General features: G+C 36.1%; 11 protein-coding genes. 7 read left to right on the top strand and 4 right to left on the bottom strand.

From position 1 onward, the window contains the following. Positions 1 to 153: 153 nt before the first annotated feature. Both EPI11_RS05825 and tsaD read right to left on the bottom strand, forming a co-directional pair. Positions 154 to 858: a 16S rRNA (uracil(1498)-N(3))-methyltransferase gene (locus tag EPI11_RS05825; protein WP_128389011.1), complete on the bottom strand. Its 705-nt coding sequence runs from the start codon at positions 856 to 858 to the stop codon at positions 154 to 156. A gap of 1 nt (position 859) precedes the next feature. Then, positions 860 to 1,882 (bottom strand): tRNA (adenosine(37)-N6)-threonylcarbamoyltransferase complex transferase subunit TsaD, encoded by a 1,023-nt coding sequence (gene tsaD, locus EPI11_RS05820; protein ID WP_128389010.1) that lies wholly within the window; start codon positions 1,880 to 1,882, stop codon positions 860 to 862. 173 nt (positions 1,883 to 2,055) lie between these two features. On the opposite strand from tsaD, the gene EPI11_RS05815 reads away from it, so the two are divergent. The 5 genes from EPI11_RS05815 (at position 2,056) to EPI11_RS05795 (ending at position 10,117) form a co-directional block, all read left to right on the top strand. Next, complete coding sequence (locus tag EPI11_RS05815) at positions 2,056 to 6,504, top strand: translocation/assembly module TamB domain-containing protein (RefSeq protein ID WP_241657587.1); 4,449 nt, start codon at positions 2,056 to 2,058, stop codon at positions 6,502 to 6,504. A 209-nt stretch (positions 6,505 to 6,713) separates the two neighbouring features. After that, positions 6,714 to 7,700, top strand: coding sequence for a 6-phosphofructokinase (gene pfkA / locus EPI11_RS05810; protein WP_128389008.1), 987 nt, complete (start codon positions 6,714 to 6,716; stop codon positions 7,698 to 7,700). A 31-nt stretch (positions 7,701 to 7,731) separates the two neighbouring features. Beyond that, entirely contained in the window at positions 7,732 to 8,733 is a 1,002-nt protein-coding gene (gene gap / locus EPI11_RS05805; protein ID WP_128389007.1) for a type I glyceraldehyde-3-phosphate dehydrogenase, read from the top strand. A gap of 151 nt (positions 8,734 to 8,884) precedes the next feature. Further along, entirely contained in the window at positions 8,885 to 9,736 is an 852-nt protein-coding gene (locus EPI11_RS05800) for an N-acetylglucosamine kinase (protein ID WP_128389006.1), read from the top strand. Between the two features lie 6 nt (positions 9,737 to 9,742). After that, on the top strand, positions 9,743 to 10,117 hold the full coding sequence (locus EPI11_RS05795; protein WP_128389005.1) for a methylglyoxal synthase: 375 nt from the start codon (positions 9,743 to 9,745) through the stop codon (positions 10,115 to 10,117). On the opposite strand, the gene EPI11_RS05790 is transcribed toward EPI11_RS05795, so the two are convergent. Next, complete coding sequence (locus EPI11_RS05790; protein ID WP_128389004.1) at positions 10,098 to 10,478, bottom strand: RidA family protein; 381 nt, start codon at positions 10,476 to 10,478, stop codon at positions 10,098 to 10,100. The genes EPI11_RS05795 and EPI11_RS05790 overlap by 20 nt on opposite strands. A gap of 108 nt (positions 10,479 to 10,586) precedes the next feature. Further along, the gene (locus EPI11_RS05785) at positions 10,587 to 13,238 is read right to left on the bottom strand and encodes a putative LPS assembly protein LptD (RefSeq protein WP_241657586.1); all 2,652 of its coding nucleotides are present in this window, start codon (positions 13,236 to 13,238) and stop codon (positions 10,587 to 10,589) included. Positions 13,239 to 13,420: 182 nt separating this feature from the next. Here EPI11_RS05785 and EPI11_RS05780 point away from each other — a divergent pair, with 182 nt between their 5' ends. Further along, entirely contained in the window at positions 13,421 to 14,563 is a 1,143-nt protein-coding gene (locus EPI11_RS05780; protein WP_128389002.1) for an N-acetylmuramoyl-L-alanine amidase family protein, read from the top strand. A gap of 75 nt (positions 14,564 to 14,638) precedes the next feature. After that, positions 14,639 to 15,613 (top strand): MlaD family protein, encoded by a 975-nt coding sequence (locus tag EPI11_RS05775; RefSeq protein WP_128389001.1) that lies wholly within the window; start codon positions 14,639 to 14,641, stop codon positions 15,611 to 15,613. Positions 15,614 to 15,615: the final 2 nt, after the last annotated feature.

Raw genomic sequence — 15,615 nt, 5'->3', positions numbered from 1 at the left:
TATCGATTTGTGCTGTAAATATAATAAAACTCATGGAATGCAGCGATACTCATTGCGGGCAGCTAATGAAGCAATCTTACAAGGCTAAAAAAATAAGCAACCTAAAATGTGTTTAGATTGCTTATTGCTTATTTTTTAGTTGACTGAAGATTTTTATTCATTCACGAAAGCCACACTATGTGCTGCTACTATAGCCGCTGTTTCTGTACGTAATCGTGTGTTTCCAAGTGATACAGGAGCATAGTTTTGTTGTAGTGCTAATTGTATCTCTTTTACAGAAAAATCACCTTCAGGGCCTATAAGGATCGTTAGTTTTCCGGCAGGTTTTATAGCATTTTTGAGTAATGTCTTTTCTGTTTCTTCACAATGGGCTATAAAAAGCTGTCCTTCGCGTTGTTCATTTAGAAATGTACTGTAAGGAACAGGTTCGTTTAGTTTTGGCAAATAAAACTGCAGCGATTGCTTCATAGCTGTTTGTACTATCTTCTCAAAACGGTCGGCTTTAAAATTGGTGCGCTCTGAATGTTCGCAAATAATAGGTGTAATTTCACTAACACCAATTTCGGTTGCTTTTTCAAGGAACCATTCATAACGGTCGTTAAGTTTTGTTGGAGCCACAGCCAAATGAAGCGAATAAGGAGCAGGTTCAAAAAACTGCTCTTTAATTACGTTTACCTCACATTTTTTTTCGTTACCAAAGGTGATTTCCGAAGTAAATAAAAAGCCCATACCGTTAGTTATCTCAATGGTATCGCCTTCTTTTTTCCGTAGCACTTTGATAATGTGCCTGCTTTCTTCTTTATCAAAAAGAAACGTTGTGTCGCCAGATTTTATATCCTGGTTGTAAAATAACTGCATATTAAAGTTCTATCCTTGCTTTAGATGTGACAGAGGCATCGTTAAACATATGTTGTAAATATTTCTGGTAGCCTACAATGCCAATCATGGCGGCATTATCGGTTGTGTATTCAAATTTTGGTATAAAAGTTTTCCACCCGTATTTTTTTTCAGCTTCCTTGAGTGTGTTTCTAATACCGCTGTTTGCAGATACCCCGCCACCTATCGCTACTTGGTTGATTCCTGTTTCTTTTACTGCTAGCTTTAATTTATCCATAAGGATATTGATAATAGTGTATTGTATAGAAGCACAGATGTCATTCATGTTTTCTTTAACGAAATCAGGGTTTAGGGCAACATTTTTCTGTACAAAGTAAAGTATCTGGGTTTTTAGTCCGCTAAAGCTAAAATCCATTCCCGGTACTTTTGGTTTGGTAAAAGGAAACGCCTTTGGATTACCAAGTTGTGCATATTTGTCTACTAAAGGTCCACCCGGGTAAGGCAAACCAAGAATTTTGGCACTTTTATCGAAGGCTTCTCCAACGGCATCATCGGTCGTTTCACCAATAATTTCCATATCGAAAAAGTCTTTAACTGTAACAATTTGTGTATGTCCGCCACTAATGGTCATTGCGAGGAACGGAAATTGAGGTTTATCAAAGCCTTCTTCGTCTATAAAATGGGCTAAAATATGGGCCTGCATGTGGTTAACAGCGATTAGCGGTACATTGAGTGCAAGAGCCATAGATTTAGCAAAAGAACTGCCTACCAGTAGTGATCCCATAAGTCCGGGACCCTGAGTAAAAGCTATAGCGCTAAGCTGGTCCCTGCGAATGTTTGCTTTGGTAAGCGCTACATCTATAACAGGTACTATGTTTTGCTGATGGGCACGCGAAGCAAGTTCTGGTACCACACCGCCATATTGTTCATGAATAGCCTGTTGTGCAACAACATTTGACAGCACTTTACCGTTCTCAAGTACAGCGGCTGCAGTGTCGTCACATGAGCTTTCAATTGATAATATATATATGGGTTTTACAGACATAATATGAGGCACGAAATTTGAATTATAAAAAAGACTTAAAGCGAATTTAACAAGTATTAAAATTACCTACTTTTGTTGAATGTTTGCTGTAGCAGCGAAAGCACAAATTTAAAACAATTAGCAGTATCAAAAAATTTAAAAAAATAGTTATTCGTACGATAATAGTAATTATCGTGTTTTTCCTGCTATTGGGTATTGCTTTATCATTGCCAATCGTTCAAACAAGCATAGCAAAATATGCTACTGAAAAGCTAAATAAAGACTTCGGAATTAATCTTCAGATAGAAAAAGTAGCAGTTTCAGTTTTTGGCGGAGTTAAGTTAAAAGGTTTGCTAATACTGGATCATCATAATGATACATTAATTGCTGCAAACAGGCTTCAGACTAATATTTTAAATATTAGAGGATTTGCTGATAGCAAATTAAAGTTTGGTAGTATTAAAGCTGATCACCTTAATTTTCATATGAAAACTTATAAAGGTGAGAAAACATCTAATCTTGATGTTTTTGTAAAAGCTTTTGATAATGGAAAGCCGGGGTCGGGTAAATTCAGGTTAAAATCATCTGATCTGATAGTAACAAATGGTAGATTTCGTCTTACCAATGAAAATGCCGTAACGGCACGTATACTTGATTTTAAGAAACTTAACGGAGAACTTAAAAACTTTTATATCAAAGGGAGTGATATAACTGCAGATATAAGAAAATTATCGTTATTGGACCACAGAGGGCTGTTCGTTCAAAATTTGAAGGCTCAGTTTTCGTACAACAAAAAGAATATAAAACTCCATGCTTTAGAACTTGTTACGGCTGAATCGGCTTTAAAAGGTGATGTGAAACTTACTTATGGTAAGGGGGATATGAAGGATTTCGTAAATCGTGTTGATTTCGATTTTCTTGTAGACAGGGCTACGGTATCCTCTAACGAATTGAATTATTTTTATAATGAATTTGGTAAAGACCAGAAATTTTACCTTTCTACACGTCTTAAAGGACCGCTTAATGATTTTGTACTCCATGACCTTAAACTATTAGACGCAAATGAGTCTGAAATTATAGGTTCTATAAATTTTAGGCATTTGTTTGACAAGCAGGGTCCGGGCTTTTATATGAATGCTAATTTTGATAGGGTTACTTCAAATTACAGCAATCTTAAAGGGATAATGCCAAGGATATTGGGCAAAAGTTTACCTGTTTTGTTGGAGAAATTTGGGCGTATAGATCTTGTAGGTGATGTTGTGCTTACTAAAACTGATCTTACAACAAAAGCTTACGTAATGTCTGAACTTGGTGAAGCAGAGGCAGATATATCGGTTAAGGATTATAATAAACCCAACACTGCCAGTTATTTAGGAACTATAGACCTGCAGGGGTTTAATCTTGGTAAACTTACAGATAATAAGATGTTTGGCCTTGCTACTCTGCGTATTAATGTAGATGGTAAAGGCTTTAATCAAAAATCATTAAATACAGTTGTAAAAGGAGATGTAACACAGTTCGCATTGAATAATTATAACTATAAAAACATAACTATTGACGGACAGTTAAAATGGCCTTATTTTAATGGTAAGCTAAACAGTAACGATCCAAATCTTAGAATGTCGTTCGATGGTTTACTGGATATGAGCAATAATAAAAGAGATTATGATTTTCATGCTAAAATAGATTATGCTGATTTGCATATGTTAAATTTCATGAAGAAAGATACTCTTGCGATATTTAAAGGTGATATACTATTTGATGCCAGAGGAAATACGCTGAATGATTTGGCAGGAAAGCTTCAGATATCAAGTCTATCTTATCAAAATAATAAAGACAGCTATTATTTTGAAGACTTTTTAATAGAGTCTTCATTTGACGAAGAGAACGTAAGAACTATAACTGTTGACTCTAAAGATATTATTGAGGGTAGCGTGCGTGGTATTTATGATTCTAAAGAAATTGTAAAGTTGTTTGAAAATGCTTTAGGCAGTCTTTACACCAATTATTCACCACATAAAGTGAAGAAAGGGCAATTCCTGGATTTCAATTTTATTATTTATAATAAAATCATAGAAGTTCTGGTTCCTGAAGTTGTGGTTGGCGATAATACCACATTGAAAGGAAGGATCAATGCCGATAAAGGGGAGTTTGTAGTGGCATTTGATTCTCCTAATATTGCTACATTTGATAATTACTTTAGTAACATACAAATTGATGTAAATAATAAGAATCCGTTATATAATGCCTATGTAAGTATGGATAGTATAAGGATGAAAAATTATAAGATCACTGATTTTAATCTTGTAAACGTAACCCAAAACGATACACTATACCTGAGATCTGAATTTAAAGGCGGCGAAAAAGCAAAAGACTTTTTTAATCTGAATCTTTATCATACTATAGATCAGGATAACAAATCGGTAGTAGGGTTTAAAAAGTCTGAGATTAACTTTAAAGATTATTTATGGTATATCAATGAGAACGATACCCGCGAGAATAAAATAGTCTTTAATAAGAAACTGACCGATTTTACAATCGATAAAATTACCATGTCGCACAACGACCAGATGGTAGAATTAATGGGAGTTCTTAGAGGTAAAGATTATAAGGATGTTAAACTTACGTTTAATGATGTCGACCTCCATAAAATAACACCCACAATAGATAGTCTTAGTTTTGGCGGAAGACTTAATGGAGAAGTGAGTCTTAAACAGAATATGCAGGAATTCCAGCCGGCATCTAGCTTAACGATAGATTCCCTGAAATTAAATAAATTTAATCTGGGAGATCTTAGTTTACAGGTTACCGGAGATAATTCGTTTCGAAAGTTTAATGTGAACACTTCACTAAGCAAGGATGATGAAGAAAACTTCTATGCGAACGGTGCTGTAGAAATTGTAGATAAACAAACATTACTTTCTATCGATGCAGGCTTCTCTAACTTTGATATCAGCCCGTTAAGTACTTTCCTTAAATCTGTTTTCCCAGAGATACGGGGTAAGGCATCGGGTAGGGCAGCTATAGTAGGTAATGTGAAGAACCCCGAAATTGATGGCAGGCTTTATCTAAAACAGGGTGGACTTAAAGTAGGCTATCTTAATACCGATTATAATTTTGAAGAGAATGCAGTTATAGATCTTACCGAGGAGAATATTTTCTTTAGGAATAACGAACTTACAGATACTAAGTATAAAACCAAAGGAAGGCTTCATGGTAATGTGAAGCATAAAATGTTTAAAAACTGGGAACTGGAGGATCTAACCATAGAATCTGACAGGTTACTCGTTCTTGATACAAAAGATTCAGATGATGCAATGTATTATGGTACAGCCTTTATTAAAGGTAAAGCTGTTATTGATGGGCCTACAAGTTCATTACTTATAACTGTTGATGCAAAATCTGAAAAAGGAACTGATATTAAAATTCTGTTAAACAATACCAGTGCAGCAGGGGGTAGTGCGAATTTTATACATTTTTTAAGCCCTAAAGAAAAAGAGAATAAGCTTAAAGGGATCGTGCAGGAGTCATCACGGACTTATAAAGGTTTAGAGATGAAATTTGAACTTGATGTCACTCCTGACGCTAAGCTTGAAGTTGTTATCGATAAGAATACAGGACATAGTTTAATAGCTAAAGGAAATGGTACCCTCTTATTAGATATTAATACTATGGGTAAGTTTAACATGTGGGGGGATTTCTCTGTACTCGATGGGCAATATAATTTTAAATATGGCGGATTATTTGATAAAAAATTCACTGTAAAAAGAGGTGGCGCTATAAACTGGGAGGGAGACCCTACGAGAGCCAGACTTAATATAGAAGCTGTATATAAAACTCAGGCGAATCCATCGGTACTTTTAGAATCGCCAACCTTTAACAGAAGTATTCCTATTGAAGTTGGCATTTTACTTAATGGTACCATTAATAACCCTGAACCCGATTTTAGCATCAATTTCCCAGGCGTAAGTTCAGTGCTAAAAGCGGATCTTGAATACAGATTGAGCGATATGAGTACAAGACAGACGCAGGCATTATCTTTATTATCTACTGGTAGCTTTATAAGCCCTAACAATGCAAATACAGCAGTATATGGCAGTTTATTTGAAAGAGCAAACAGTTTGTTCAATGATCTTTTTGCTGATGAAGACGGCAAGGTTAAAGTAGGTTTCAATTATGTTCAGGCCGATAAGAATCCGTATGTAGAAACTACATCACAGGTTGGTTTAACGCTTTCATCACAAATTAATGAGAGGATTACAGTTAACGGCCAGTTAGGGGTTCCGGTTGGAGGTCTGAACGAATCGGTTATTGTAGGTAATGTTGCTGTAGAGATGCGACTGAATGATGATGGTACACTTAAAGGCCGTGTGTTTAACCGTGAGAATGATATTAACTTTCTTGGTGAAGGTATAGGATACACCCAAGGAATTGGACTTACATATGAAGTAGATTTTGATACACTGCGTGAGTTGATGCAAAAGATATTTAATAAAACAAAAGCAGCGAATGTAGATACTACAGGAAATGATATACCGGACTCTGACCTTTCTCCTGAATTTATAAAATTTGCCGAGAGTAGGAATAAGAAAAAGACAAATCCTAAACAAAAGGAGCCGGAAAAAATCCCTGAAACTGATTAATCATTCGTTTTAAGATCTGAAAATTTCACATTGTATAAAAAAAAGCAGGTATTTCTGAGAGAGATATCTGCTTTTTTGTTTTGTTTAAGATTTGTTTAAGAAAAACTTATTAACGAAAACGTTTGAAATGTTGCAGATTTGATAATAGAATTTTAAATCAGATAAATAAATCATATTAAATTATTAATTTTACGATTAAATACTAAAAAATGTCAACTAAAGTAAAAAAAATAGGCGTGCTTACATCGGGTGGAGATGCACCTGGAATGAATGCAGCTATCAGGGCGGTTGTACGTACCTGTGCTTTCCATAATATTGAATGTGCCGGTATCTACAGAGGGTATCAGGGAATGATAGAAGGAGATTTTAAAGAGATGGGTGCACGTAGCGTTAATAACATCATTAACAAAGGCGGTACTATATTAAAATCAGCAAGATCTATGGAATTCATGACTCCTGAAGGACGTAAAAAAGCGCATGAGAATTTAGTAAAAAACGGTATCGATGGATTGGTTGTAATTGGTGGTAACGGTAGTTTCAGCGGAGCGCTTTTATTTAATCAAGAATTCAATTTTCCGGTTATTGGTATACCGGGAACTATAGACAATGATATTTATGGTACAAGCCATACTTTAGGATATGATACTGCTTTAAATACAGTAGTAGAGGTTATAGATAAAATTAGAGATACTGCAAGCTCACACAACAGACTGTTCTTTATAGAGGTTATGGGGCGTGATGCAGGGCATATTGCGCTTAATGCAGGTATTGGTGCAGGAGCAGAAGAGATCTTGATTCCTGAGGAAGATATGGGACTTGACAGGTTGTTGGATTCTTTGAGAAAAAGTAAAGCATCCGGGAAGTCATCAAGTATCGTGGTTATTGCCGAGGGTGATAAAATAGGCAAAAATGCTTTTGAACTTAAAGACTATGTAGAAGAGAACATGCCGGAGTATGATGTACGGGTATCTATATTAGGGCATATGCAGCGCGGTGGCTCACCGTCTTGTTTTGACAGGGTTTTAGCCAGCCGACTTGGTGTGAAAGCCGTAGAGAGCCTTTTAGATGGAAAATCAAATTACATGGCAGGACTTTTAAAAGACGAAATTGTGCTCACTCCACTGGAGCAGGCCGTTAAAGGCAAATCACAAGTGGATAAAGAATTAATTCGTGTATCAGACATCGTTTCGATATAAATCCAAAAAAAACAAAAAACATCTATTCACAATGACAAAAGTTAAACTAGGAATAAACGGTTTCGGCAGGATTGGTCGAATTGTTTTCCGCGAAACCTTCAACAGGGATAATGTTGAGGTTGTAGCAATCAATGACCTACTGGCTGTAGACCATTTAGCCTACTTATTAAAATATGATTCGGTACATGGTCGTTTTAACGGTACTGTTGAGGTTAAAGATGGGCAGCTTTATGTAAACGGTAAGCATATCAGGGTAACTGCAGAAAAAGATCCGAAAGGCCTTAAATGGGACGAAGTAGGTGTAGATGTAGTGGCAGAATGTACAGGTATATTTACAACATTGGAAACGGCTCAGGCTCACATTGACGGAGGTGCGAAAAAAGTTATTATCTCTGCACCATCGGCAGATGCGCCAATGTTTGTAATGGGGGTAAACCATGAGAAAGCTACAGCAGCGGATACTATTGTATCTAACGCATCCTGTACTACAAACTGTCTTGCGCCGCTTGCAAAAGTGATCAACGACAATTTTGGTATTGTAGAAGGTCTTATGACAACCATTCACGCTACAACGGCTACACAGCTTACTGTAGACGGACCGTCAAGAAAAGATTTCCGTGGAGGAAGAGCAGCATTGCTTAATATCATTCCTGCAAGTACAGGTGCTGCAAAAGCAGTAGGTAAAGTAATTCCTGAGCTTAACGGTAAACTAACAGGTATGTCTATGCGTGTTCCTGTAGCAGACGTTTCTGTAGTAGACCTTACTGTGAAATTAAGTAAAGAAACTACTTATGAGGAGATCATGAGTGTTCTTAAAAATGCTTCTGAAACAAACATGAAAGGTATTCTTGGGTTTACTGAGGATGATGTAGTGTCTCAGGACTTTATTTCAGATTCAAGAACGAGCATTGTAGATGCTAAAGCCGGTATTGGTCTTAATTCTACTTTCTTTAAAATTGTTTCCTGGTACGATAACGAGTACGGTTATTCAAGCAAACTAGTAGATCTTTCGGTGCACATTGCATCTTTATAATATTTTTATAACTTGTCCCGCTTTTCGTGAAGAAAGGCGGGACTTTGTTTTTTATAAACGGCTTAAAGTTTAGTTAACTAAAATATAATCGATTACGGTGATTATAGAGGTAGTTTAAGTTAAAACTTAATCCAAAACTAACCCAAATAATATGAAATTATTAGTAGACAGTGGCGCTACAAAAGCCGACTGGATTGCACTGGATGAAGATGGCAACCGACTTTTTAATACACAAACTCTGGGTTTAAGCCCTGAAGTTATAAATAGGGAAGAGGCTATTGAAAGGCTGGAAGCCCGCTTTGATATTTACAATAATAGAAATGAGGTAACAGCGCTTTATTTTTATGGTGCCGGCTGTGGTACAGACAGGATGAAAATTTTTATGAAAGACATCTTTCAGGAATTTTTTCCAAATGCAGATATTACTGTAAAAGAAGATACCTATGCTGCGGCTTATGCTACAAACCCAACAAACGATAAAGCGATTATTTGTATTCTTGGTACAGGGTCTAACTGCAGCTATTTTGATGGTGTAGAGTTGCACCAAAAAGTACAGTCGTTAGGCTATATTGCGATGGATGATTGCAGTGGTAATCGTTTTGGACGTGATTTGGTACGTGCTTATTATTTTAATAAAATGCCTGCTAATCTGGCAAGGATATTCGAATCAGAATATAATTTAGATCCGGATGTTATAAAACACAATTTATACAAAGAGCCAAATCCTAATGCCTATTTAGCTACATTTGCTAAGTTCCTTATTCAGCATAAAGACGATGCCTTCATTAAAGGTCTTATTGTAGATGCAATGCAGGTATTTGTAGATAATTATATCACTCAGTATGAAAATGCACGTGAAATTCCTATTCACTTTGTAGGATCGATAGCATTTTACCTGAAAGCAGAACTTGCAGAGGTATTAGAAAAAAACAACCTTATATTAGGGAATGTTTTAAGAAGGCCTATTGACGGTCTTATAGAATATCACGAAGTAAATAAATAAAATAAAATGGAAATTGCCATCATTGCTCACGACGGTATGAAAGCCGAAATGGTTCAGTTTTTAAACAAGCATAAAGATATTCTCATTAAAGAAAATATTAAGCTTATTGCTACCGGTACAACGGGAAGTAAAGCTGAAAAAGCGGGTTTTAAGGTAAAGAAAATGCTTTCGGGGCCATTAGGAGGTGATGCACAGATTGCAGCAAGAGTAGCAGAAGGTAAAACTAAAATGGTGTTCTTTTTTAAAGATCCTTTAGCAAGCCATGCTCATGAAGCCGATATTAATATGCTGATTAGGGTTTGCGATGTGCACAATGTGCCACTTGCCACAAACCCTGCATCGGCAGATTTATTTTTAATTGCTATAGCACAGCAATCATAGAGATTTCCACATTTACATTCTTAGGCAGTTTTGCCACCTGAACCGTTTCTCTTGCAGGAGCGGTTTTTTCGTTAAAATAAGCGCCATAAACACCGTTTATCTTTACGAAGTCGTTCATGTCGCTAATAAAGATAGTAGTCTTTATAACGTTCTCAAAATTCATTCCGGCAGCATCCAGTACCGCTTTCATGTTTTCCATAACCTGCTTGGTTTCTGTTTCAATATCTCCAATCACTAATTCTCCTGTTTGCGGATCCAGAGCAATTTGTCCTGAAGTATAAAGTGTGTTACCTGATAAAACAGCCTGGCTGTATGGCCCAATAGGAGCAGGGGCTTTGTCTGTAAAAATTATTTTTTTCATGGTTTATTATTGACGTTTACTGCAAATATAAAAAAGCATAAGCTTACAACCTTTAGAAAAATAATAAAGGTATTAATGTTGAAAAATATAGTTCGGTGTTTTTTGTTCTTACTGAAGTCTTCTGTCCGGAACCTGGCGTTTATCCCATTTGATATCGCTAAGCACAGATGATTTGATACCAATAAAGAAGCCCCAGTACATGTTCGTACCAAAAGGAACCCAGTTAAAGTCCATTCTCCAGCTTAAAAGGTCTCTTTCAAAACGAAGTTGGGTAAATGTTACCCCATTTTGCACGAAGTCATAACCTGTAGAAACACCCATTTTCCAACGCGGGGTGATATCCACATTACCGGATACCATTAGGGAACTGCCGGATATTTTCTTTTCCCGCCTGTCGTTAGAATAGGTTAGGGAGTAGGCCATTGTAAGATCCCAGGGGATTTTGGCATTAAAAAATCCGCCGCTGGATTTATCTGGTTTTTTATTTTCGTCTTCTTCTTTAAACATGCTGGTCCTGTTATCGCTAAGATCGCTTGCTCTACCAAAAAGATCATCTTCACGGCCGCCATTACGGGCTGTTTGGTTGTTTTTATCCTTATCATCTCCATTGCCATCAGTACTTGCCAAAGAATAGTTTAGTGTAACGTTTGCGCTGGTTAACCTAAACAAGCTACCGCCGTTATTTATATTGTAAACATCAATTCTTCTGTTTGCGTTGTCAAGGGCATAAGGATCCAGAGTAGCAGCAAAGTTAAGATTCATTTTTTCTTTAAAAAGGTTAGTACCAGCAGATACTCTTAGTGGTGACCATGCCAAAGAATCGGCTGCCATATTATAACTTGTAGTGAAGTTCAGGTTATTTAAAAGCATAACCTTTTTAGCCTCTTTTGCGTTTTCATCATCGTCTCTCACTTTTGCTTCGAAAGTATTATTTACAGAGATACCAATGTTGTTAGAATAGGATTGACTTGGCGCGCCAAAAAGTCCATTTTCAAAGCGTGTATATGATCTGTATTGTGTACCAGTAGCATCAATTTCATAGGTGTCATAATATTGGTCGAAACTAGGAGTGTAGGTATAAGAAATCGATGGACGCATTACATGGCGTATTGCCTGGATTTTTTTATCGGCACCAAAATCATATGTACCATATATCGTTGTACCAATACTTGACGAGAAATTATAGGTTCTGAAAGAATCAAATCCTCTTATATTATTTATAAGAGTATCTTTATTGGTAATTGGGTTGAATTCTCTTTTAACGGTATTCATTACCCATGTTTCCTGATAGTTAGTTCCCGCAGAAACACTAAAGTGCTTAAAAATTTTAAAATTGGTGCTTATTGGAATACTATGTTGCATACCCACTTTAGCATCTCTAAACATTTCAGATTTAAAGAAAAGCGAATCAGTTGTTTTAATTCTGTTTTCTCCCTTAAGATTGTACTGAAGGTTAATATTTTTTATAATACCTTTTTTTGGAGCATCTGCAGCTGCAAATGGAAATATCCTGTCTACACTAGCCTGTAATGTAGGAAGTGTCATGTTTATTTCCTGAGTATTTGTGTTTTGGTTGTGAGTAGCTGCTAAGGAGATATTTACCTGTGGTACGGTTTGAAATGTTTTGGAATAGTTAACAGATGAATACAGTATGTTGTTTAGAGTAGATCCAACATTATTCATATTAAGTGAATTCTTAAAATATTTACTGGATCCTAAATTCACACTAGCCGAAAATTTTGAATTAGGGTTTGCTTTAGAGTCCTGGTTATGTGTCCATTGTATATTGTACTGATTCTTTCGTTCATAATCAGGCAGTCCGCGTTCACTTGTAATAAGATTTTCAAAACGGATGTTTATATTACCATTGTATTTGTACTTATTGGCATAGCTGGAATCGAATCGAAGTCCGTAACTTCCATTAGTGTAATAATCTCCTGTAACTGCAAGATCATAATAATCACTCAATGCAAAGTAATAACCTCCATTTTGAAGAAAATAGCCCTGCCTGTTATTATCACCAAATGTAGGTACTATGAAACCTGATTCGGCTTTTTCACTCATAGGGAAAAAGGCAAAAGGTAAAGCTAAAGGGGTTGGTACGTCTGCAATCCACATATTTGTAAAGCCTACAACTACCTTCTTGCCGGGCACAAGCTTTATTTTCTGAGCCAAAAAGTAGTACTCAGGGTCTTTAATATTTTTTGAGGTGGTGAAACGTGCATTTTTTATAAAAATAACCGAGTCATTCTCTTTTTTGGTGACCTCGCCAAATACCCTGAATTCTCCTTGGTCCGATCGGGAGTTCCATATCCTGGCTTTTTTGGTTACGGTATTAATATGTATAGAATCGGCTTCTACAATATTGGTGCCTTGTTTAAAATAGGGGTATTGGGAATAATTACCCAAAGAGTCTTTAATCCTTCCGGCATAAACTTCGTTTTTTTCGTAGTTCATTACAATTTTACCTGCCTTAAGTTCTATATCTTTATAGTACAATTCGGCTTTATTGTAAAGTTCAATCTCTTTTTTTTCCTGATCTATTTTTTCGTAATCTTCCGCTAAACGCCTAATAATTGCATCAAGACCATCACTCTTTTTTTTATTTGTGTCGTTAACGGTCGTTGCTGTTGGCGGCGGAGTTGTTGCAGGTTTCGGAGCTATAGAAATGCTCTTTGTGATACTATCCTTCTGTTTTACAGAGGGTATGGCGTGCTTTGTTGAAGGTATTTCCTGCGCCGAAAGTTTCAAACTTCCCATTGTTAGGAAAATTGATAATAAAACGATATGAAATAAGTTTGTACGCAACGGTTTTAATACTATTTTTGTAAAAATGTGGCTTATTTTCGAAGTGTCAAACTTACAATTTTTTTAGCAAAATAAACCACTAAATACAATTATAACACAAGTAGCATAATATCTATATTACAATGACAGGGAACATGAAATTAAAACTGGCTTTTTTAACATTCATTATATTTTCTACCGCTTCGTTTGGACAGGGCAACTCAAAATTCAAGGTTGTACTTGATCCCGGGCATGGGGGTAAAGATTATGGTGCGATCTACCATGGATTTATTGAGAAAAATATCGCATTGAATGTAGCTTTAAAAGTAGGGAAGCTTTTGGAAAAAGATCCGGCTGTAGATGTTATTTTCACAAGAAAGACTGATGTTTTTATTGAACTAACAGAGCGTCCTAATATTGCAAATAAAGCAGATGCTAATTTGTTTGTATCAATTCACTGCAATGGAGAGGTTAAAAAAACGGCATTTGGTACAGAAACATTTGTAATTGGTACAACGAAAAATGCATCTCAACTTGAAGTGGCTAAAAAGGAGAACTCGGTTATAACACTTGAGAAAGACTATAAGGTGAAGTATGCAGGTTTTGATCCAAACGCTCCGGAGACCTTAATAGGTATAACGATTCAGCAGGAAGCATACAGAAGCCAGAGTATTGATTTAGCCAGTAGAGTAGAAGAAATATTTAAGGAAGATCTTAATAGGAACAAAAGAGGAGTTAAGCAAGCACCATTTTGGGTATTGCATAAAACAGCTATGCCAAGTATTCTTATAGAAATGGGATTCATTTCTTATCTGCCTGAAGGTACCTATTTAAATTCTGATGAAGGACAGGACGATATGGCGAAGGCTATAGCAAAAGCAATATTGTCGTATAAAAAAGAATATTTTGTTAACGGCGATAACTCTCAGGATGAAACACCTGTTATTGTTATTGATAAAAAACAACCAAAAGTAGAAAAGCCCGAAGTTGTTGAAAAGCCTTCTAAAAATACAGAAAGCAACACGCCTGCTGCATCTGCAAAAGGAGTAGTGTTTAAAGTACAAATTGCTGCAAGTGGTAAAACGCTTGAGTTGGTTCCTTCAAACTTTAATGGACTTAGTAATATAACTAAAGATGCAAGCTCTGCAGTAATTAAATACTATTATGGAGATACATCTGAATATAATAATGCAAAAGAGCTGCAGGAGCAGGCTAAAGCAAAAGGCTATTCATCAGCATTTATAGTAGCATTTAAAGATGGAAAGAAAATAACTGTACAGGAAGCTTTAAAAAAATAGCAGTATAAAGCTTTAAAGCAATATTCACATTATTATAAAATTATTGTCCTACATTTGTTAAAAATTTATTCCATTTTGAAAGTATCTAGAGAAGTTAAAACCGCGGTATTAGTTATAGGAGCCATATTATTATTTATATGGGGATATTACTTTTTAAGAGGCAGGGACCTATTTAATTCCTACAAAACCTATTACGTTACATATACAGACGTTGAAGGGCTTTCTCCTTCGGCACCCATTACTTTGAATGGTCTTGTTGTAGGTAAAGTTACAGGTATATCATTTAAAAGTTATGAGACTGGAGAGCTGCTGATAGAAATGCAGGTTAAGACCGATTTCCCTATTTCAGCGACCAGCCATGCAACTTTATATGAACCAAGTTTATTAGGTGGTAAGCAAATTGCTTTAATTCCTGATTTGAAAAATACTACTCCGGCAGAAGATGGAGGCTTTTTATTGAGTGGTTTAAAACCCGGAATGTTATCTGTAGTAGGTGAAAAACTTTCGCCACTGCAAACTAAGGTAGAAGCAACTGTAGTATCTGCAGACAGCCTTCTTAAAAGCGTGAGTAACGTTCTGGATTTAAAAACGCAGGAAAACCTGCGTGTAGCCATTGCAGAAATGAGCGCTACTATGAAGCAGTTTAACCAGGCTGCAACTTCTTTAAACGGAGTTATAGCTGGTAACAAGGCTAAAATCGACGGTACTATGAGTAATCTAAATCGTACCAGCGCTAACTTTGCTCAACTATCGGATTCGCTTAATAAAGCTAATCTTGGGCAGGCAGTTAAAAATCTTGAAAAAACGCTTACTAACGTTGATAAGATGATTAATGATGTAGAAGCAGGTAAAGGTACATTAGGTAAGTTAATGAAAGATGAAGCTATGTACAATAATCTTACGGCAGCTTCAAATGAGTTGAAACAATTACTTGCTGACGTTAAGAACAACCCGAAACGTTATATTCATTTCTCTGTGTTTGGTAAGAAAGGTACTCCTTATAAGGAGCCTGTAGAGACAACTACTACTCCAGAAGAAATTAAAAAGTAAAT

The sequence above is a fragment of the Flavobacterium cerinum genome (assembly GCF_004028155.1).
GTDB classification, from domain to species: Bacteria; Bacteroidota; Bacteroidia; order Flavobacteriales; family Flavobacteriaceae; genus Flavobacterium; species Flavobacterium cerinum.
The sequence above is the reverse complement of the archived record's forward strand: the minus strand, read 5'-3'. Positions and strand labels throughout refer to the sequence as shown.